19 protein-coding genes, 1 pseudogene and 1 riboswitch are annotated in these 20,944 nt (G+C 57.0%); of the genes and pseudogenes, 6 read left to right on the plus strand and 14 right to left on the minus strand.

What is annotated here, in order from left to right; all coding sequences use genetic code 11:
- Nucleotides 1-15 precede the first annotated feature (15 nt).
- From napA to AC2FFH_RS09980, 7 genes are all read right to left on the minus strand, one after another.
- Nucleotides 16-2,508, minus strand: a complete 2,493-nt coding sequence (gene napA, locus AC2FFH_RS09950; RefSeq protein ID WP_496844324.1) for a nitrate reductase catalytic subunit NapA — start codon at nt 2,506-2,508, stop codon at nt 16-18.
- A complete protein-coding gene (locus tag AC2FFH_RS09955; protein WP_496778341.1) occupies nt 2,505-2,798 on the minus strand; it encodes a chaperone NapD in 294 nt (97 codons plus the stop codon). The genes napA and AC2FFH_RS09955 overlap by 4 nt, the downstream gene beginning before the upstream one ends.
- Nucleotides 2,795-3,358, minus strand: a complete 564-nt coding sequence (locus tag AC2FFH_RS09960; protein WP_496844325.1) for a ferredoxin-type protein NapF — start codon at nt 3,356-3,358, stop codon at nt 2,795-2,797. The genes AC2FFH_RS09955 and AC2FFH_RS09960 overlap by 4 nt, the downstream gene beginning before the upstream one ends.
- A gap of 101 nt (nt 3,359-3,459) precedes the next feature.
- Nucleotides 3,460-4,473 carry a FecCD family ABC transporter permease gene (locus AC2FFH_RS09965; RefSeq protein WP_496844326.1) on the minus strand — a complete coding sequence of 338 codons (1,014 nt, stop codon included), beginning with the start codon at nt 4,471-4,473 and terminating at the stop codon, nt 3,460-3,462.
- A 1-nt stretch (nt 4,474) separates the two neighbouring features.
- Entirely contained in the window at nt 4,475-5,425 is a 951-nt protein-coding gene (locus AC2FFH_RS09970; RefSeq protein ID WP_496844327.1) for an ABC transporter substrate-binding protein, read from the minus strand.
- Nucleotides 5,426-5,435: 10 nt separating this feature from the next.
- The gene (locus AC2FFH_RS09975; RefSeq protein ID WP_109311106.1) at nt 5,436-6,221 is read right to left on the minus strand and encodes an ABC transporter ATP-binding protein; all 786 of its coding nucleotides are present in this window, start codon (nt 6,219-6,221) and stop codon (nt 5,436-5,438) included.
- The gene (locus tag AC2FFH_RS09980; protein ID WP_496844328.1) at nt 6,218-6,574 is read right to left on the minus strand and encodes a DUF1636 family protein; all 357 of its coding nucleotides are present in this window, start codon (nt 6,572-6,574) and stop codon (nt 6,218-6,220) included. Before AC2FFH_RS09980 ends, AC2FFH_RS09975 begins: the two co-directional genes overlap by 4 nt.
- 101 nt (nt 6,575-6,675) lie before the next feature.
- Nucleotides 6,676-6,881: riboswitch (cobalamin riboswitch) on the minus strand.
- A gap of 193 nt (nt 6,882-7,074) precedes the next feature.
- On the opposite strand from AC2FFH_RS09980, the gene AC2FFH_RS09985 reads away from it, so the two are divergent.
- A complete protein-coding gene (locus tag AC2FFH_RS09985) occupies nt 7,075-8,469 on the plus strand; it encodes a bifunctional enoyl-CoA hydratase/phosphate acetyltransferase (protein WP_496844329.1) in 1,395 nt (464 codons plus the stop codon).
- Nucleotides 8,462-9,631, plus strand: a complete 1,170-nt coding sequence (locus AC2FFH_RS09990; RefSeq protein WP_496766342.1) for an acetate/propionate family kinase — start codon at nt 8,462-8,464, stop codon at nt 9,629-9,631. The genes AC2FFH_RS09985 and AC2FFH_RS09990 overlap by 8 nt, the downstream gene beginning before the upstream one ends.
- 6 nt (nt 9,632-9,637) lie before the next feature.
- On the opposite strand, the gene AC2FFH_RS09995 is transcribed toward AC2FFH_RS09990, so the two are convergent.
- The 7 genes and pseudogenes from AC2FFH_RS09995 to AC2FFH_RS10025 form a co-directional block, all read right to left on the minus strand.
- Nucleotides 9,638-10,108 carry a phage holin family protein gene (locus tag AC2FFH_RS09995; protein ID WP_496766344.1) on the minus strand — a complete coding sequence of 157 codons (471 nt, stop codon included), beginning with the start codon at nt 10,106-10,108 and terminating at the stop codon, nt 9,638-9,640.
- A 10-nt stretch (nt 10,109-10,118) separates the two neighbouring features.
- Complete coding sequence (locus tag AC2FFH_RS10000; RefSeq protein WP_058272015.1) at nt 10,119-10,394, minus strand: hypothetical protein; 276 nt, start codon at nt 10,392-10,394, stop codon at nt 10,119-10,121.
- Nucleotides 10,395-10,560: 166 nt separating this feature from the next.
- Nucleotides 10,561-11,226, minus strand: coding sequence for a D-lyxose/D-mannose family sugar isomerase (locus tag AC2FFH_RS10005; RefSeq protein WP_496766347.1), 666 nt, complete (start codon nt 11,224-11,226; stop codon nt 10,561-10,563).
- 17 nt (nt 11,227-11,243) lie between these two features.
- Nucleotides 11,244-12,170, minus strand: coding sequence for a carbohydrate kinase family protein (locus AC2FFH_RS10010; RefSeq protein WP_496739074.1), 927 nt, complete (start codon nt 12,168-12,170; stop codon nt 11,244-11,246).
- A gap of 37 nt (nt 12,171-12,207) precedes the next feature.
- Nucleotides 12,208-13,209 carry a glucokinase gene (locus AC2FFH_RS10015; RefSeq protein WP_496766540.1) on the minus strand — a complete coding sequence of 334 codons (1,002 nt, stop codon included), beginning with the start codon at nt 13,207-13,209 and terminating at the stop codon, nt 12,208-12,210.
- 18 nt (nt 13,210-13,227) lie between these two features.
- Nucleotides 13,228-14,532: pseudogene (locus AC2FFH_RS10020) on the minus strand (GH1 family beta-glucosidase); the annotation flags it as partial.
- Between the two features lie 3 nt (nt 14,533-14,535).
- Nucleotides 14,536-15,567: a LacI family DNA-binding transcriptional regulator gene (locus tag AC2FFH_RS10025; RefSeq protein ID WP_496724758.1), complete on the minus strand. Its 1,032-nt coding sequence runs from the start codon at nt 15,565-15,567 to the stop codon at nt 14,536-14,538.
- A 216-nt stretch (nt 15,568-15,783) separates the two neighbouring features.
- Here AC2FFH_RS10025 and AC2FFH_RS10030 point away from each other — a divergent pair, with 216 nt between their 5' ends.
- The 4 genes from AC2FFH_RS10030 to AC2FFH_RS10045 all read left to right on the plus strand — a co-directional run bounded on the left by AC2FFH_RS10030 (nt 15,784) and on the right by AC2FFH_RS10045 (nt 20,944).
- The gene (locus AC2FFH_RS10030; protein ID WP_496766349.1) at nt 15,784-17,052 is read left to right on the plus strand and encodes an ABC transporter substrate-binding protein; all 1,269 of its coding nucleotides are present in this window, start codon (nt 15,784-15,786) and stop codon (nt 17,050-17,052) included.
- A gap of 66 nt (nt 17,053-17,118) precedes the next feature.
- The gene (locus tag AC2FFH_RS10035; protein ID WP_496844331.1) at nt 17,119-18,126 is read left to right on the plus strand and encodes a carbohydrate ABC transporter permease; all 1,008 of its coding nucleotides are present in this window, start codon (nt 17,119-17,121) and stop codon (nt 18,124-18,126) included.
- 4 nt (nt 18,127-18,130) lie between these two features.
- Nucleotides 18,131-19,279: a carbohydrate ABC transporter permease gene (locus AC2FFH_RS10040; protein WP_496778319.1), complete on the plus strand. Its 1,149-nt coding sequence runs from the start codon at nt 18,131-18,133 to the stop codon at nt 19,277-19,279.
- A gap of 9 nt (nt 19,280-19,288) precedes the next feature.
- A complete protein-coding gene (locus tag AC2FFH_RS10045) occupies nt 19,289-20,944 on the plus strand; it encodes an alpha-amylase family glycosyl hydrolase (RefSeq protein ID WP_496766353.1) in 1,656 nt (551 codons plus the stop codon).

The raw sequence follows: 20,944 nt of genomic DNA on the forward strand, positions 1-20,944 counted from the left end.
TGCCTCGCTTGTCCGTTACGCGCGCTCGACCTTACAGGCGCATTTCTTGTAGTCGGTCTCTTTCGACAGCGGGCAAGTTGCGTCCAGCGTCAGCTTGTTGGTCAGCTGATGCTCGTCGAACCATGGCATAAAGACCAATCCGCGTGGCACCTTATTGCGGCCGCGCGTTTCAACCCGGCTGGTCACCTCGCCCCTGCGGGTGGAGAGTACGATCTCTTGCCCACGGCGCAGACCGCGATCCTTGGCGTCTTCCGGGTGCATGTAGACAACGGCTGACGGAAACGCGCGATGCAGTTCGGGCACGCGGCGGGTCATCGAACCCGAATGCCAGTGTTCCAGTACACGACCAGTGGACAGCCACAGATCGAATTCCTCATCCGGTTCCTCGGCGGCGGGCTCATAAGGGGCAAAGATGATCTTGGCCTTGCCGTCCTCGTAGCCGTAGAACTTAACGTCTGCGCCTTCCGGCACATACGGGTCATACCCTTCGCGGAAGCGATAGAGTGTTTCCTTGCCGTCAACGACAGGCCAGCGCATTCCACGGGCCTCGTGATACATCTCGAACGGAGCGAGATCGTGCGCGTGGCCACGTCCGAAATCGGCATATTCTTCGAACAGACCTTTCTGAACGTAGAACCCGAAATGCTCGGCGTCGTCGTTGTGGAACCCTTCCGCCGTTTCCGACAGCGGGAACTGGTCGACCTTACCGTTGGCATAAAGCACGTCATACATGGTCTTGCCGCGATGCTCGGGCATCTTGGCTAGCAGTTCTTCGCCCCAGACCTCTTCGATGGTAAAGCGTTTTGCGAATTCCATCAGCTGCCACAGGTCCGACTTGGCCTCACCCGGTGCCTGCACTTGCTGGCGCCAGAATTGCGTACGGCGCTCGGCGTTGCCATAGGCACCTTCTTTCTCAACCCACATGGCTGTGGGAAGAATCAAGTCGGCCGAAACTGCGGTGACAGTTGGGTAAGGATCCGAGACTGTGATGAAGTTTTCCGGGTTACGGTAACCAGGATAGCCTTCTTCGTTGATGTTGGGCGCGGCTTGCATGTTGTTGTTGCACTGGACCCAATAGGCATTCAGTTCGCCGTCCTTCAGTTTGCGGTGCTGCAACACGGCGTGGAAGCCGGGCTTGGGAGGAATAGTGCCCTCGGGGATGTTCCAGGCGGTTTCGCAGATTTTGCGGTGCTTATCATTCGTAACAACCATGTCCGCCGGCAGACGGTGGGCAAAGGTCCCCACCTCACGCGCCGTGCCACAGGCCGACGGTTGACCCGTCAGCGAGAAGGGAGAGTTGCCGGGTTCGGAAATCTTGCCCACCAGCAAGTGCACGTTATACATCAGCGAATTCACCCAGGACCCACGGGTGTGCTGGTTGAAGCCCATGGTCCACAAGCTCATCACTTTACGGTTGGGGTCAGCGTATTGCTGGGCCAGTTTTTCCAGCTTGTCTGCGGGGACACCCGACAGTTCAGAGGTGTATTCCAGCGTGTAGGGCGCGACGGCTTCGGCGTATTCTTCGAAGCTGATCGGTTCCATTTTGCCCGAGTTCGGATTTTCGGCTTCTTGCTGCAGCGCGTTGCTGTCGCGCAAGCCATAGCCGATATCGGTGGCGGTTTTGGTGATGTTAACGTGTTTCTTCACGAAGTCTTCGTTTACCGCGCCATTTTGAATGATGTAGTTGGCGATGTAGTTCAGGATCGCCAAATCGGTTTGCGGTTCAAAAACAATGCCGTTGTCCGCCAGTTCGAACGAGCGGTGTTCGAAAGTGGACAGCACATGCACCTCACATCCCGGCTTGGTCAGGCGCGTGTCTGTCAGGCGCGACCACAGGATCGGGTGCATCTCAGCCATGTTCGAGCCCCACAGCACGAAGGTGTCCGCGTGCTCAAAGTCGTCATAACACCCCATCGGCTCATCAATGCCGAAGGTTCGCATAAAACCTACGACGGCCGAGGCCATGCAGTGCCGGGCGTTGGGGTCGATGTTGTTGGACCGGAACCCGGCTTTCATAAGTTTGGAAGCCGCATAGCCTTCCCAAACCGTCCATTGACCGGATCCGAACATGCCAACGCTGGTTGGGCCTTTCTTGGCCAGCGCTTCTTTCCATTTTGCGGCCATAACATCGAAGGCTTCGTCCCAGCTGACTGGTTCGAACTCGCCGTTTTTGTCGTATTCGCCGTTGGTCTTGCGCAGTAAAGGCGTGGTCAGTCGATCCTTGCCGTACATGATCTTGGACAGGAAATAGCCCTTGATACAGTTCAGCCCGCGGTTCACAGGCGCGTCAGGATCGCCTTGCGTCGCAACGACGCGACCCTCTTTGGTGCCAACCAGAACAGAGCAGCCTGTACCACAGAACCGGCAAGCCGCCTTGTCCCACCGGATGTCCGGCGCTCCGGCCTGGGCATTGGCTTGACCGGCCGCCAGCGGAATACCAGCGGCTGACGCCGTTGCTGCGGCCGCAGAGGCCTTGAGAAAAGTCCGACGGGATTCAGAATGTGTCATTGCGTGGGCCTCCGGCTGGGGGTTGGGCTTGGGGCATCGGGCTGCGGACGGGCGTCCGCGGGATCCTCGAAATGGTGATAAGTCAGTGTCAGTGAGATGACGCCCGGGATCTGGTGCAGATCCATGATGATCTCGGACGCAAGGCGTGATGGCGTGTCTTCGACAACGACAACAAATCGCCCATCGTCTGTTTCGGCGTGAATTTCGACACCCGGTGTGTCCCTCATCACCCGCGCTGCTGCGCTTGTGTGATCAGGTGCGACATGGGCAAGACAACCGCAGATGTTCATTGAGTAGTTTCCATTTGTGGTTGAGATTGGCGTTCAAGCGCAATGGCATCGGCGGGACATAAACTTGGGCAAATCCCGCAGCCGTTGCATGTATCAAGGTCAAGCACGGGCTCTGCGCGGCCACCGGTCATCAGTTTGAAGCGGATCGCGCCTTGTTCGCAATTGTCCTGACAGATGCGACAACTGACGCCGTTCATGGATAGGCACGTGGCCGCTGTAAGCGCGGCGCGCCATGGCCAATCTGGCAAACGGTCAAACATTAACGTTTCGGTTGGACAAATCCGGGCGCAGTCACCGCAGAAGGTGCAGGGATTATCAGTTGGCTGGAACCGGGGGTATCCATCTGCCCCGATGATGATCGCATCCTCGGGGCAAGTATCTGCGCAATCACCACATTTGCTGCATGTTTCAACAAAGCACAGCTCAACCGAGCCCGGAGGTCTGGCGATATTGCCGTCCTCTGGTCTAATTTTGGCGCTTAGAAACGCGCGTCGGCTGGTCAATTGTTGCATTGCATGCGACCTGGCTACACTCGATTCCTGTAATCGAGTGTATCGCATACCGTGATCTGTGGGGTTCTTTTTTGATTTAGGTCATTTTGCCCGATTATTATTAGTCATTTGGGAAACTTTAACTTTTGCACCTATGCGACCTTTGGCGATCAGCGCCGAGGTCGAGCGGTTCGGATCAACAGAAGAAAGACAAAAACCGATCCCAGCGATGTCGTGACAATACCAACAGGCAGCTCTTGCGGGGCAAGCAACAGACGGCTCAGTATATCCGATCCTGTAAGCAACGCTGCCCCAACAATGGCGGCGGTAGGCACAAGCTGGCTGTGCAATGGCCCTGCGATACCGCGCGCGATGTGGGGAACCATCAAGCCGACAAAACCGATCACACCCGCAACGGACACAAACACAGCAGTCGCAAGAGCGGCCACGAAGAACATCCGGAACCGCAAGCCTTGAACGGGCACACCTAGGGTGGCGGCCGTCAAATCACCAGTCAGCAGCGCATCAAGCCAGCGGCTGCGGTACATCGCATAGGCGAGGATCAATGCTAAACCTGCGCAGACCAGAGGGAATGTCTCCCACCGGGCAAGACCCAAACCCCCAAGCATCCAAAAGATAACAGAATGCGCCGCACGGCTGTCGCCCGCGAAAATCAGATAATTGGTAATAGCTGAAAACAAAAACGAAACCGCAAGCCCCGCGAGGATCAGTTTTTCGGGCGCGCTTGTGCGCAGCCCATGAACCAAAGCCAGCACAATACCTGATGCGACAAGCCCTCCGAAAAACGCGGCCAGTGGCAGGGTCCAAAAGCCCAGCACATCTCCGGTTACTGTAATGACAAAGACAGCTCCCGCCGCAGCGCCAGAGGACAGGCCGAACAGAAACGGGTCCGCCAGATCGTTGCGTGTGGTGGTTTGCAGGACAACGCCGACGATGCCCAGCCCGGCACCGATCACGGCGGCAAACAGCGCGCGTGGTAAGCGCAGGTCAAACACGATGCGGTGGAGCGGGGACATTTCCCCTTCCACTATTCCCGTGCCCAACAAGACACCGGCCAGTGCGTCAGAGGCCGGAATGGATGTGGTTCCGTAGATAGTCGAGGTCAGCAAAAGGGCGGCCAGTACAGCCGCCCCCAGTAAGAGTGTCAGGCCAAGTCGGCCCATATCAGTTCAGACCCGGATGCATAGCCTTGGCCATTTTCGAGATTGCCTCGATATTGGCAGGTCCGGGTGTCAGTTCTTCGTAGCGCAGACCAATCCAGCGTTCGTTCTTGACTGCGTCCGTTTGAGACATCACAGGATGGTCCTGTAGGAACTTGAAGGTATCCGCGGCGCCATTTCCAGTTTGATAATCAAGTAAAACCAGGAATTCCGGGTTTGACGCGGCGACAGCCTCCCACGATGAACGTCCCCAGCTGGTGTCCATGTCATGGGTGACATTCTCGCCGCCAGCGGCAGCAATCATCGCGTCGGGAATGGCAAACTTACCAGCCGTAAACGGGGCATCGGCGGGGCCGTCCAGCAGGAAAACGCGGGGTTTGGGCAGGTCGGCTGTCTGCGTCTCAATCGCGGACAGTTCTTCTTTCCAACCGGAAACCAGCTCTTCTGCCTTGTCTTCAACGTGCATGACTTTGCCCAAGCGAAGGACGTCCGTGAACAGCAGGTCCATGCTGGCTTCGGGGCGATCCTTATCCAGATGTACGCAGCTTTCCGTCAGGATCATCGTTTTGATGCCAAACGGCGCAAGCGTGTCCGGGGTCACGTCACCGCCCGGCTTCATGCCATAGTACCAGCCCGCAAAGAAAAGGTCGGGTTCGACAGCGACCAGATTTTCAACTGTCGGGTACTTAGGCGCAAGTTCCGGGATGTCGCCGCGCAGGGTGTCAAACTCGGGGCTGGTTTTGTACCAGCCAGTGATGCCTGTCAGGCCAACGACCTTGTCCTGCAAACCCAGCGCAAAAGCCATGTCGGTCATGTTCATGTCGTGCACGACCAGCCGCTCGGGCTGAGTTTCAAACACCAGCGGCTCGCCGCAATTGTCGACGGTGATCTCGCGCGCTGTTGCGGCAGTTGCAATGCCGCTGATCAGTGCAGCGCACCAGAGAGTTTTGTTCATGTTATTTTTCCTAGTTTGAGGTAGTGGTTCTTCTGATATCCAGTGCCGGGATCATGCGGCCTTCATGCTGAAAGCTAAGAAAATCGACACCAAACGTTTCACGGACCCTTTCGGGTGTCAGCACTTCGTGCACTGGGCCGAAACCGGTCAGGCGCGTGGATTTCATCAAGGCGACATGGGTCGCGAATTCCGGGATCATGACCAGATCATGGACGATCATGACGACCGTAATGCCCAGCTCGGCCACCAGCGACAGCATGCGTCCCTTGGCGTCCGGGTCCAGATGGTTCGTCGGCTCATCCAGGAACAAAAGCGAAGGGTTTTGCGCCAGCGCCCTTGCGATATGAGCGCGCTGGCGTTCCCCGCCGGATAACACGGCCATCCGCTTGTCCGCGAGGGCGACGAGTCCGGTCAGCTTCAGGATGCGGTCCAATTCCAAGGCGTGCTCAGCCGCAGATCGATCGGCGCGGATCGGGATTTGCCCAAGGGCCACGTAGTCGCGCAGAAACAAACGCCCGTCCGGCGATTCCTGCTGACTGACCACGGCGATCATTCGGGCGCGGTCCATCGCCGAAAGCTGCCGAAGGCTGCGCCCCTTTACCAAAACGTCCCCCAGCACAATCTCTTCACCGCCGCACAAAAGATTCAGCAGCGTTGTCTTGCCCGCACCGTTTGGGCCGGCAATTGCCAGAGTGGCCCCTTCATTCAGTTCGAAATTGATGTTTTGCAGCAGTACGTCGCCGTTCAGGGCATAATACTCCAGCCCGCGCGCCTCAAGGAAAGCTCCGCAGGTCATGCGCTTGTCTCCACTTTTAGCCGCGGCAGGCGCGCCAGAGTCTTTTCAAGAAGGGCAGGCGGGCGCTGCGTTGCATTGGTCCACCCATCCGCGATGCGATGGTATTGATGTGCAAATTCGGCCAAAGCATCCACGTCCTCAGTCGATTGGATGTCACCGAAAAGGTACTGCGCTTTGTCTATTGCCTGAAACCCGACGGTTGTGGGTCGACCGCAACCGGCCATGCAGGAAACGCTGCGGATGCCAAAACTGGATGGAAGCTTGCCTGCAAGCGCAGCGCGCAATGAACCCGCCCGGTCAGAACCCTCGCAGGTCTCGCAAATCAGAAGGAAGTGATCAGTACTGATCGACATGGCCCACTCCGCTTGTTGCCAAGCGCGGACAGAAGGTGCCAATCATGTCATTACGTCTTAGACGTGTCATAAAGCCTCCTTCCAGGACGCCCCGCCCCGGGTTGGTTGAACATCGGATGGTAGGTCTCCTGACTTGCGGGTCGTGGCTTGGCCATCCTTCCCGACCCATTTGGGGTCAGTGGGTATTTGGCGTCGCTCACCGCTTACAGTTGCGGGGGCAGTCACGGACTTGGCGCTTGTTGGCAACCTCACCGTATTCCCTTTTCATCCCGTGGCGAACCATAGGGAACCATCGCGGTGATGCTTGCCCGAGTTCCGAATTTGGGTCAAGCGATAATCCGCGCCGCCCCACGCACAGAGGTCATTTGTCATTTGCCAATGATCTGACTACGCTGCGTTGCAGAAATGTAGCAACAAAGGTGGATATGTTCTGGTTCCGGGGGGCCGCACATCCAATGTTTGAAACAACGAACACGCATTCAAAAACAAAGCCGGACGAGATGAAAATTCAAGAAAACAGAACCTATTCTCAACTGAAGGTAGGCGACAAGGCGCAGGTCACCCGATTGTGCACCGTGGACGACTTGTACGCGTTTGCCTCCGCTTCGGGCGACCACAACCCGCTGAACCTAGCAGCCTATGACGGTGATGGAGATGGGCGCCCCGAGGCTGTCGCGCCCGCTTTGTGGCCTGCTGGTCTGGTGGCCGCAGTCATTGGGAACATCTTGCCGGGGGCCGGTACGCAAACACGTCGGGCGGATCTGAGTTTTCATGCTTCGGTTTTGGCGGGCGAAGAACTGACTGCCTTTGTGGCTGTTACAGAAAAGCGTGAAGACGGCGACCTGACCTGTTCCGCCGAAGTGCGCCGGGTCGGGGATAACGCATTGATCCTAAGCGGCACCGTACAGGTCACGCCACCGTCGCGGCATTTGACCTTCGACTCGGTCGAGGTACCGGGACTGATCGTTCAGCGTCACCGGCACTTCGACGCTTTGTTGGAAAAGGCACGTCCTCTGGACCCGATGGCCACAGCGATCGTCGCCCCGGAAGAGCCGAATTCGCTAGGCGGGGCATTGCTCGCGTTGGAAAACGGCATCATTACTCCGATTTTGGTGGGCGACCCGGACAAAATCACCGCCGCTGCCGCCCAGCTTGGGGCCGATTTGTCCGGAGTTGAAATCATTGAAGCGCGAGACCACGAAGTGGCCGCCCAACGCGCGGTCGGACTGGTCGTTGAAGGTAAGGCCCGGATGCTGATGAAAGGTCACTTGCACACAGATGTCCTTCTACGCGCCGTTCTTCGCCGCGAAAACGGCCTGAGGACCGGGCGACGCTTGTCGCATGTGTTCGTCATGGACGTGCCGGGCATGTCCCGGCCCATCATGGTTACTGATGCGGCGGTGAATATTGCACCGGATCTCGAAACCAAGGCCGATATTGTTCAGAACGCCATCCATCTTGCGCATTCTATTGGCATCGAGATGCCCAAGGTTGGCGTCTTGTCGGCGGTTGAGACCATCAACCCGCATTTACCGTCGTCTGTCGATGCGGCGCTGTTGTCGAAAATGGCCGAGCGTGGACAAATCACCGGCGGGCTGGTCGATGGCCCTCTGGCAATGGACAATGCGGTTGATCTGAACGCCGCGCGGACAAAAGGCATCACCTCACCGGTCGCGGGGGTCGCAGACATTCTGGTTGTTCCGAATATCGAAGCCGGCAACATGGTAGCCAAGCAGCTGACATATATCTCTCATGCCGAGGCTGCCGGCGTCGTGATAGGTGCTGCGGCACCGATTATCCTGACATCTCGGGCAGATGACGATGCTTCGCGGCTGGCGTCTTGTGCTGTCGCGGCGCTGCATGCAATTGCGAATGAAGGCAAAATCCATGGCTGAACATGTTTTGGCACTGAATGCCGGGTCGTCCTCGTTGAAATTCGCGTTGTACGAACTGGTCGAGGATCGACGCCCCAGTATGCGCTGGCGCGGTCAGATCGAGCGGTTGGGGGATGCCCCACGCCTGTTGGCCCAATCGGCGGGGGGGCGATCTGTCGATCGCCAGCTGTCTGGGGCTAAAACACATGACGAGGCCATCAATGCGTTTCTTGAACTTACCCGCGAATACCTGCCGGACACTCACGTCCGGGCCGTGGGCCACCGCGTCGTTCACGGCGGGCCAGTCTATTCGGAACCTGTCGTGGTGGACGAGCACGTCTTTGATACGCTAAGCGGTTTCATTCCCTTCGCACCTTTGCACCAACCCTACAGCCTTGCGGGTATCAAGGCGGCCGCGGCAGCCTTTCCGGGTACCACCCAGATTGCGTGCTTCGATACCGCGTTTCACCGGACGCATCCTTGGGTGAATGATACTTTCGCCCTTCCGCAACGTTTTTACGAGAAGGGTGTGCGCAGATACGGGTTTCACGGGCTGAGCTACGACTATGTCTCGCAAAAGCTTAAAGAAATTGCGCCGGGTTTGTACGACGGTCGTGTCGTTATTGCGCATCTGGGAAATGGCGCGTCGATGTGTGCGGTGTCGGGCGGTCGGGCCGTGGCCTCGACCATGGGGTTTTCGGCGCTCGACGGTCTGCCCATGGGCACCCGCAGCGGGCAATTGGACCCGGGGGTCGTGCTTTACATGATGCAGCAAGAAGGGATGGAGGCAGACGAAATCGCCGAGCTTCTTTATCGAAAGTCTGGCTTGCTTGGTCTGTCCGGCATGTCCTCAGACATGCGCACCCTGTTGGCTGCTGACACTCCGGATGCGCGCAAAGCGATTGAGTATTACGTCTTCCGCATCCGTCGGGAACTGGGTGCCTTGTCTGCTGCGCTGGAAGGCATCGACGCTTTGGTATTTACCGGAGGTATCGGTGAAAATGCCGCCCGTATCCGACAGATGGTCTGCGAAGGGATGCGCTGGATCGGGATTGATATGGACCCGAACCGAAATGCAGACAACGCCACGGTTCTGTCCACTGATTTCAGCCGGGTGCGTATTCTGGCCATTCCCACAAACGAAGAGATGGTGATCGCGCGTGCAGCGGCCAGAATGGCATAATCGCTACTAATCCGATTTGTTTTTTCCACGCCGCGCGTATCTGAGTAGGACGCCAAGAACCGTGCTGATAATGTCAGGCGACAGCATCCCGATCGGATCGCGTTTGAGACCGACAATCATGTTGCGCGCTTCGGTGACATTGTCCCGGACTTCATCCTCAATGTCGTGCAGCGCCATATCCCGCAACTCGACGGCCGCTGAGGTATCAGTTTCGGCCGTCATGGAATTTGCGACCAATGCGAGGATTACGGCCAGAACAAAGTTCACCCCGGCCACTATGATTGCCGCCAGAGACTTTGACATGGTCTCGGACAGCCAAAAGAACCCGGCGACGTTTAGCATGATAACCGCCAGCCCAACGGCCAACCCGGCAGCGGCATAAAAACCCGTGCGCTTTGCCGCGACGGCCAGTTGCCGTTGTGCAATCAACCGTTCAGCGCGCAGGATGATCGAAATGTTGCGTGAAATGCGATTCATGTTCGGGCTCCTACCGGGAACGGCCTAGAAGATAGCCAAGCGTGAAAATCCCAAGGGCGAATAGGATCGGCCTTTTATGTGGAAACTCCTCAAGCTCTGTCATGACTTCTTCTAATTGCGTTGACCACTCATCCAGGCTTTCGACAATTCCGTCCGTCATCGATTTGTGTGGATCAGCTTGTTTGCCGCTGTTCGAATCTGAGATGCCTTCTGGTGCGCTGGATTGTTCGGCCAGTTGACGCCGCAACTCTGCGACTTCGGCTTCTAGCTGTGCTTTGGTTACCATCACTTGGGTCCTTCGATGGTCGCGCAAAAATCAGGCTCGCGACTTTTTCCTTTGTCGAGGGCCATGTTAATTCGATTTTTTGAATTCGGGAAAGGGTGTTATCCCGATGCAGCGATCAGCACCCGGCCCCGGATGTGATCAAGCCTGCGCACGCGCTATCCGTTTATCAATAGTCCGATACCAGCAAGAAATCGGGCTTTGTGTTTTCTTCAATCGTTGCAAAGCGCGGAATGGGATCCTCGAATACATTATCGGTCCGGTCATCGTTGACAGTTGACACCTCGCCAATCAGGCAGTCGCCCTGTTCCGCCCAGAATGCGTGCCAGATTCCCGGCATCAGGGTTACGCTCTGACCGGGTTTCAGCCGCAGCAACTCACCAGGTTGGATGATGACAGGGCAGTTGTCACTGGGAACAACCACCGGGTTATCTCGGTCGATACCGCCTTCAGGGTCCGAGGCATAAATCTCCATGACCAGATCGCCGCCGCCCCGGTTGATGATGTCTTCGGCCTTGATGATGTGGCGATGCATCGGGGAGAGTTGTTTGTCCCGAGAAACCAAAAGCTTCTCTGCATAAAGCATCCCGCGACCTTTTTTCAGATCCTGCACATCGCCATTGCGCAGGGTAAATAGGAACAGGCCGAGCTCATCAAACCGGCCTTGACCATAGTCGGTAATATCCCATCCGAGGCCGCGGTCACGGATGCCTTGTGCCTGAGCGCTGCGCATTTGTTCCGGCGACCAGTTGGCAAAGGGGGGCAGGACGGCCCCGAACGAGCGAATGAAGGTCTCGGCTTTGGTCTTGATGTCGTTGATATCTGATCTTTTCATCTCGGTCCCTCAGGGGGTCAAAGTTCATGCGCCCAGGGCGGGTTTGCGCCAGCGCGGGAAACGGTGATGGCGGCGACGTCTGCACCTTTGGCTAACGCCGCGCGCAAGTCGTCCTGGCCCAACGTCCGCAGATTGGACTTGGTCAATCGACCTGTTCGGTCCAATTCAGCAAGGACTCCGGCGTTGAACGTGTCACCGGCACCCACCGTATCGACCACCTCGACCGCTTTGACTGGCACCGAGGTTTCGGACCCGTCCGCCAGATATCCCGAGGCCCCATCACTGCCGCGCGTTACGATAACCACGGAAGGACCTGTTTGCAGCAGCAAAGGTACTTTCTCCGCCAGTGTTTCAGGTCCCGGAACGATCCAGTCCAGATCCTCATCCGAGACTTTGACGATGTCAGATTGTGCAATCATACGGTTTAGCCGGGTGCGATACCGCGTTTGATCCTTGATAAATCCCGGCCGGATATTTGGATCCAGCATGACCGCTCGGTCCGCTCCGTGACGCTCAAGCAGGGCTGCATAAGCATCAGCGCAGGGTTCGCACGCCAGGCTAATCCCGCCAAAATACAGCGCCGATGCAGCAGGCAATTGTTTTGGCATATCCTCAGGGGTCAACATGCGCCCGGCCGAGTTTTCGTCGACAAAGTTGTAGCTGGCATGGCCATCTTCCAGCTGGACAAACGCCAATGTCGTTGGGCGATCCGATCGGATCACATGGCTGGCGTCTACATGGCTGGTTTGCAGCGCGTCCGCCAGTTGCTGTCCGAACATATCCGACGATAGCCCGGTCAAAAGACCCGCTGGCGCGCCTAGCCGACCCAGCGCTACGGCTGTGTTGAACACTGCGCCGCCGGAGTGGGGCACGAATCCGCGCGACCCAGAAACGGTTGGCTCGGCGATCATGTCTATCAGGGCTTCACCGCAGCACAGAATCATGCCGTGGTCCTTTCTGTAACAGGGTCAGGCGGCCAGTTTACCGCGCGAGCGCACTTTTACAGAAATTGTTAGCGCCAACAATGCCAAATTCATCCTGCTCGGACACATACAGGTTCATTGAACGCCGCAAGTCACTGAACCGCCCGCCGGCGTTAAAGGCATCCCGGAACGCATCCTTGAACAGCCACCGGTTTTTCTCGGCGACGCCACCCACAAGGAAAACACCTCCTGTCGGCATGTAGGCGACAGCCAGATCGCCCATAATAGCCCCAAGGTGGGTTTTGAACATATGCGCAGATTTGACCGCAATCGGGTCGGATTCCGCCAGCGCGTCCTGCAGTATATCCTTGGCGTTGCGCCTAGGAGCATCGGACTGTCCAGCGGCCATGCTGGCGGCTTGGTACAGAATGGGAAGGCCGGTTCCGCTGAGGAACATTTCCGCTTCGAGCACTAGGCTGTCATCAAAGAAGCATTCGGGCGCGATATGGCGTGCCGCTTTGAAGACTTCGACCTCATCCTCGTGGCGTGGGGACAGTCCGACATGGCCACCTTCGCCCGACGCGGTATGGTATCGCCCTTGGGAATAGAGCAATGCGCCTACGCCTAGGCCAGTGCCGGGGCCCACAACCAGCCGGGTTCCGACCGGCGGTGTCTCAGCCCCTTGCAGGACCTCGACATGGTCACCGGTGATTTCGGCGACCGACCAGGCGGCCGCGGTGAAGTCATTGATAACAAAGGTGTGTTGCGCGCCTGTTGCCTTGCAGATGTCGCTTTCGGACAAATCAAGATGCGCATTTGTCAGGCGGATTGTCCCGTCTTTGACCGGACCTGCTCCGGCCGCAACGACGGCGCGTGGATCGGTACCAATCTCGTCGCGCAGGCTGTGAAACGCATCCAGAAGCTCTGGCAACGACCCGGTTGGGTGTTTGCGGAGGTCCATCAGCTCTCCGTTCGAGATGACACCTAGTCTTGTGTTTGTGCCACCGATGTCCGCGACAAGGTTCCAGTGTTCGTGCATGGTTCCGGCAGGCTGTGCCATCGGCAGAGAAACAGGCCCACCGGACAAGGCCGATTTCAGCGCGTTGTACGAGGCTTTTGGCGTCCGCTCGAGCGTATTGAAATCTACATCAACCAACCCGAACCGCTTTTCATAGCCAAAGGACCACTCGTAGTTATCCAACAAGGACCAGATGAAATAGCCCCTGACTGGAACGCCGTCGTCCAGCGCGTTTTGAACGGCACCAAGGTGTTTGTTGAGGTAGTCAATACGGTCGTCATCTTGCTGGCGTTTCGGGCTCGCCATGCCGTTTTCGGTGACATAAATTGGCAAGTCGCCGGTATAATCGCGCACCGTACGGGTCAGAAAGCGCGTCAGGGCATCGGGTTCAATCTCCCACCCCATCTGGGTTTTGGGCAGCGGGCCGGGTACTTCTTCCAGGCTTGGCCATGCGGTATCGGCAGGCGCGATCAGTTTGCGGGTATAGTAGTTCAGACCGCACCAATCGACGGGTGCACCAATGGTGTCAAAGTCGTCTTGCCAGCCGGATGGAAGATGAGGTTCCAACCCGTCCAGAACATTTTGCGGATAGGCTTTTTTGAACACACCACCTAGGAAAAACCGGTTGTAAATCCCGTCATAAAGGTCGGCCGCCTTGCGTGCAGCGGGGCTGTCATCGGCAGGTTCGGCCCATTCCAGATTGAACACAGCGCCCAGGTTTGACATGCCCAGACCACGCATCGCTTCGATGGCGCGGCCATGAGCCAGCAGAACATGGTGCATCGCGCGAGCCGTGGCGCGGATGTCGCGCATTCCGGGCGCGTGATGCCCTTCAAAATGGCTCAGCCAGCTGACGCACCACGGCTCATTGATCGGCGCAACACTGTACATACGGTCGCCAATGCGGCCCATGATGACCTCGGTGAAATCGGCGAACCAATTTGCGATATCCCGGTTGCGCCAGCCGCCCAGATCTGCAAGCGGAGAGGGCAATTCCCAATGATACAGGGTCGCACAGGGGCGAATGCCGCGTTCCAGCAGCGCGTCGGCGAGCCGGTCGTAAAAATCCAGACCTGCCTGATTTACCGGGCCACGCCCTTCAGGCAAAACGCGCGCCCAGCTTGTCGAGAACCGGTAGCAATCAAAACCCGCGTCCCGCACCAGATCGAAATCCTGTGGAAAACGGTTCAGGTGGTCACAGGCCAGATCTCCATTCTCGTTTCGCACAACGTTTCCGGGTGAAGCGGCAAAACTATCCCAATGTGTTTTCCCCGCACCGCCCTGTGCGTGGCCTTCGATTTGATAGGCAGAGGTTGCGACACCAAAGAGAAAGTCTTTGGGGAAGTCCGAACGAGTGTATTTCATTTTTCAGAACCTGTTGGGAGCGGGGCCGGTCGAGCCGCCAACTACCAGTTCGGCCTCCAGCAATCTAGTTTTTACCGGGTCTTCCGGAGATTTGATGCGTTCGATCAGCATTTCAGCGGCTATTTCTCCGGCTCGACGCACGGATGACCGTGTGGCCGTGAAAATTGGCACATCCTGACCGTTTTTCAGATAAGAAAGATCGTCGTCATGGGCGATGACTGATACGTCCTTGCCCATCTTCAACCCCGCCTCGTTGAGAGCACGGCGCACACCGATCGCGGAAATCATGGATGCGGTCAGGATGGCCGTAGGTGGGTCATCCAGGCGAAGCATATCGCGGGATTCATGGTGGCCATAAACCTCGGTCATCTCGGCGCTGCGCATCAATTCCGGGTCGGGGGACAGACCTGCCTCATGCAGGGCCTCAAGATATCCGTCGCGGCGACGTTGAGCGAAATCCATATCCTCAAGCCCGTTGATCAGGGCAATGCGACGATGCCCAAGGTCGATCAGAAACCGGGTGGCGCGCAGGAACGAACTTTTGTTGTTCACGTCGATCCAGTCATAAGGCACGTCCACCCCGGTTGACCTGCCATGAACAATAAAGGGCACGCCCATTCTGGTCAGGACCTCGATCCGGTGCTCGTTGACTTTGGGGCCTTGCAAAACAATTCCATCAACCGCGCCGCGTTGAAAAAGACTGCGATAGGCTTCCTCGATCGAGGTGTCATCGGCGTTGGTGAACATCATGTCATATCCATGATCCGAATACTTGCGTGCAGCACCGGCGACAAAATCACCAAAAATCGGGTTTACCATTTCATGCTGGGATGAGGAGGGAATCACGTGCCCAATCACCATCGAGCGGCCTGTTGCCAATCCCTTGGCCCGGCTGTTCGGCCGGTAGCCATGCTTGGCAGCGGCGGCTTGGACGCGCAGGCGCGTGTCCTCGTTCACCTCGGGGTAGCCATTCAGCGCGCGGCTGACAGTGGTTTGAGATAAACCAAGGATTTCTGAGAGCTGCTTTAGATTCATCTTCGCCTCAAAGCGCCTTCAAATTTGATCATTTGCAAAATTGCAGGCGCTTCCCGCCCGACTGTCACATCTTGCTGACACTGCCCTGAATATTAATAATATGGGCATCAGTAAACAGATTATTGACAAAATTTGAATGTTAGCGGATAAAGTGCGTCATCCAAAGCGCTTTGAAAAAGAGTCTCAAAAGCGCGAGCAAAGTTGGGAGGAAACTTCATGAAACACTCGCTTTACGCAGGCGCGGCCACGTTCGCCCTGATGGCGGGCGCGGCGCATGCCGACAAGGTCACCGTGTTCGGCCCGTGGCTGGGGCCTGATCAGGAAAATGTCGAAAAGGTTTTGGACGGCTTTGCCGCAGCGACTGGGCATGAGTACAGCTATGTGGGCTCGGACAGCTTTGAGCAGCAGATCAGAATTGATGCCGAAGCCGGATCGGCGCCCAACGTAGCAGTGTTTCCCCAACCCGGTCTGGCATCAGATATGGCCAAGGCGGGATTCCTGACGCCCCTGAGTGAAGGAACTGCGGATTGGATTCGCGACAACTATGCGGCCGGCCAATCCTGGGTGGATCTGGGAACCTATCAGGGCCCGGACGGGCAGGACCATCTGTATGGGTTTTTCTACAAGGTCGACGTGAAATCGCTGGTTTGGTTTGTGCCGGAGAACTTCGAAGACGCCGGCTATGAAATCCCGACCACAATGGAAGAGCTGAAGGCGCTGACCGATCAGATCGTTGCAGATGGCGAAACGCCATGGTGCATCGGGCTGGGGTCCGGCGGAGCGACCGGTTGGCCAGCGACTGACTGGGTTGAAGACATGATGCTGCGCACGTTGCCGCCCGAAGATTATGACGCCTGGGTCGCCAACGAATTAAAGTTTAACGATCCTAAGGTTGTTGCCGCGATTGAAGAATTCGGAGCGTTTGCGCGCAACGATGATTACGTGGCCGGTGGAGCAGGTGCGGTTGCAACGACTGACTTCCGTGACAGCCCGAAGGGAATGTTCAGCTCACCTCCGCAGTGCTACATGCACCGTCAGGCTTCATTCATTCCCGCTTTCTTCCCTGAAGGCACGGTTGTGGGCGAAGATGCCGATTTCTTCTACTTCCCGGCCTATGAAGGCAAGGATCTTGGCAGCCCGGTCCTTGGGGCCGGCACAGTTTGGGCGATCACCAATGACGGCCCGGGCGCGCATGCGCTGATGAAATACCTGGAAACACCCGAGGCGCACGAAGCCTGGATGGCTCTGACCGGGTTCCTGACGCCGCACAAAGGCGTCGATACTTCGGTCTTCTCAGACCCTACGCTGAAGAAGATGAATGACATTCTTCTGGGGGCCACCACCTTCCGGTTTGACGGTTCCGACCTGATGCCGGGCGGCGTGGGTGCAGGCACCTTCTGGACTGGAATGGTCGACTATACGGGCGGAACACCTGCCCAGGACGTCGCCGACGAAATCCAGTCCTCGTGGGACGCGCTGGACTAAAGCGTCTGAGATTGGGCAACCCGCTCTGCCGGGTTGCCCGAACCTATCGTCGCAAGGGAGAGCGGCATGCACCCGGCATTTCAAGGCCTGCTGACCATCGCCATCGGCGTGTCAGGTTGCGTGGGCTATTTCTATCTATCCAATCAGTTTCTGGACAGAGTTCTTTTCCCGCCTCGGGGGCCGAATGCTGGCCGCAATATCAACCGCGCGAACATGATCCGGCCTTGGTTGTTTCTATTCCCAGCGCTGGCTGCTTTGGGCTTGTATCTGGCCTATCCGGTTGTCGAAACCCTGCGCCTGTCACTGACGGACCGCGTCCCAGGCGGCGGCTACAAATGGGTCGGGCTGGACAACTATATCCAGATGGCCAAGGAGCCCAAGTTTTGGGAAGCAATGCGCAACAACATGTTCTGGTTGATCATTGTGCCTGCAATGTCGACGGCCTTTGGCCTGTTGGTGGCACAGCTGACTGACCGCATTCGTTGGGGGAATCTGGCCAAGTCGCTGATCTTTATGCCTATGGCGATCTCGTTTGTTGGGGCATCGGTTATCTGGAAGCTGGTCTATGACACACGTCCGGCCGAACAAGATCAGATCGGAATGCTGAATGCGCTGTATATTTTCTTTGGCGGGACCGAGCCGCAGACGTGGCTTACGATACCGTTCTGGAACAGCTTTTTGCTGATGGTTGTCCTGATCTGGATTCAGACTGGTTTTGCAATGGTCATCCTGTCGGCCGCCTTGCGTGGTATCCCCGAAGAAACGATTGAAGCCGCAATTTTGGATGGCGCCAATCCGATCCAGATCTTTTTTCGGATCAAAGTGCCGCAGATCAAAACTACTATCCTTGTCGTCTGGACCACGATCACCATTACTGTCCTCAAGGTCTTTGACATCGTCTTCGCCATGACCAACGGCCAATGGGAGACGCAGGTTCTTGCCAACTACATGTACGACAAGCTGTTCCGAGCGAATGACTGGGGCGTCGGGTCCGCTTCGGCCATGGTTATTATGCTCCTGGTGGCTCCGATTCTCGTCTGGAATGTGCGCAACGCACGGAAAGAGATGGAGTAGGGCAATGAGCGATATTGCAGGAACCAAACCCGCCCTTCGCTGGGTCGTCCATGCCTCGGTTCTCTTTCTGGTGGTGCTGTGGGTGGTACCCACGCTTGGCTTGCTGATTTCATCTTTCCGCACGGCGGACCAGATCGCAACCAGTGGTTGGTGGCGGTCGCTGTTCCCGTCCGAACAAAACCTGACCCTTCGCAGCGCGGCCCCGGATACCCAGGTACTCGAAAACGGGCTGTACGTGATCGAAGGCAATCTGTTTGACGAAGGGACGAAGGCGACAATCTCAAAATGGGGGATCAGCTCTCGCGCGATCGATGCCTTTGCCCCCGGCGAAACAGCTGTGCTGCGAAAGGGCGGCACAATTACCGTAGATGCTGCAGGGAATTACCGCATGGAGAACCCGGACGAGTTCACCGGCAGCCGCGGATCGCGTGTTTTTGTAACTGCAGAATTGCCGCCTGAGTTTACATTAGACAATTATCACAAGGTTCTTCTGGCAGAAGACAGCACCGACAGTATGGGACGCGCATTTTTCAACACGTTGACCGTGACGATACCGGCAACGATCATTCCGATTCTCGTGGCGGCTTTTGCAGCCTACGCGCTGGCCTGGATGGATTTCCCCGGGCGCGCGTTGCTTATTGCGGCTGTCGTTGGTCTGTTGGTTGTCCCGCTGCAACTGGCCCTGATCCCGTTGCTGAAATTCCACCTGAATATTGGGATTGGCAAAGGGTATTTGGGGGTTTGGATGGCACACACCGGGTTCGGGTTGCCGCTGGCGATTTATCTTTTGCGTAACTACATGGCGGGTCTGCCCCGCGATCTGATCGAAAACGCGCGGGTCGATGGCGCGACCGAGTTTCAGATCTTTACCAAGTTGATCTTGCCGCTCAGCTTTCCAGCGCTGGCGTCTTTTGCGATCTTCCAGTTTCTCTGGACGTGGAATGACTTGCTGGTAGCTAAGGTGTTCCTGATCGACGCATCCGGACAGACCACCGTCATGACCAACCGCATCGTCGAGCTTTTAGGCACGCGCGGCGGGAATTGGGAAATCCTTGCCACAGCGGCCTTTGTTTCGATCATCGTCCCGCTGATTGTTTTCTTCGCAATGCAAAAATATCTGGTCCGCGGTCTGTTGGCCGGGTCCGTTAAGTAGAGGCGTCTGATGAACGTGCAGAACACCGTGAAACTCGAAACAGCAACCAAAGCAGCCGCCGAATGGTGGCGGGGCGGAGTGATATACCAGATCTATCCACGCAGTTTTCAGGACAGCAACGGCGATGGAATTGGAGATCTCAAGGGTATCACCCAAAGGCTTGGTTACATCGCTTCGCTTGGCGTCGACGCAATCTGGATCTCGCCCTTCTTCAAATCACCGATGAAGGACTTCGGTTACGACGTCAGCGACTATCGTGATGTTGATCCGATGTTCGGAACCATGGAGGACTTTAAGGAACTCTTGGATCAGGCGCATTCAGTTGGGCTGAAGGTGATGATTGACCTCGTGCTGTCGCACACGTCGGATCAGCACCCATGGTTTAAGGAAAGCCGGTCCAGTCGCGAAAATGCCAAGTCCGACTGGTATGTTTGGGCTGATCCCAAGCCCGACGGCACTCCGCCAAACAACTGGCTGTCAATTTTTGGTGGGTCCGCATGGCAGTGGGATTCCCGGCGCTTGCAGTACTATCTGCACAATTTCCTGACGTCGCAGCCGGATCTGAACTTCCATTGCTCGGACGTGCAGGATGCATTGCTGGATGTGGCGCGGTTCTGGCTGGACTTGGGCGTGGATGGTTTCCGTCTGGACACGATCAACTTCTATTTCCACGACAAACAACTGCGCGACAACCCTGGCCTGCCGATGGATCAGCGCAATGCCTCGATCGCGCCCATGGTGAACCCCTATAACCATCAGGATCACCTTCATTCCAAAAGCCAGCCGGAAAACATCGCCTTCCTCGAGCGGTTGCGCGCACTAACGGACGAATACGAAGGCCGTGCTTGTTTGGGCGAGGTTGGCGACGCGCAGCGCGGTCTTGAGATCATGGGTGAGTATACCAGTGGCGATAAGCGCATGCATATGTGTTATGCTTTTGAGTTTCTTGAAAAACGCGCTTTGACCGCCGCATACGCCAAACAGGTGTTTGATCAGTTGGAAGAAAAGGCTGGCGATGCATGGCCTTGCTGGGCGTTCTCAAACCATGATGTTCAGCGTCACGCGTCGCGGTGGGGGCTGGACGACGCAGCCATCCGTCAACATGCAGTGCTGATGATGTGCCTGCGTGGGTCAGCATGCTTGTACCAAGGCGAAGAACTTGGCCTGCCCGAGGCGGATGTTCCATTTGAACATCTGCAGGACCCTTACGGCATAGAATTCTGGCCGGAGTTCAAGGGCCGTGATGGTTGCCGCACTCCGATGGTTTGGGCTGCGCAGGACGAACAGTCCGGGTTCAGTACTGGAGCCCCCTGGTTGCCCGTCAGCCAAACGCAGGCCGAGCGTGCGGTTGACCGGTTAGAGCAAGAGCCAAATTCGACGTTGCACCACTATCGCCGTGCCATCGCGTTGCGCCACGCGCATTCCGCATTGATGTCTGGCCAGCAGCGCGAGATGGCGCAGTCTGGACCGATCCTGACCTTCTTGCGTGAGGACAATGCCCAACAGATATTCTGCGCGTTCAATTTGGGATCTGACAGCGCGGAAATCACACTGCCCGACGATAACTGGCAAGCAATCGGGCAAGAGTTGGGCGGTGTCGGAGGGGCGGGGACCATCACCCTCGGTGCGGCCCAATTCTGTTTGATGGCTCGGGTACAGGGGTAA

Source organism: Ruegeria sp. YTSC003, assembly GCF_059609785.1.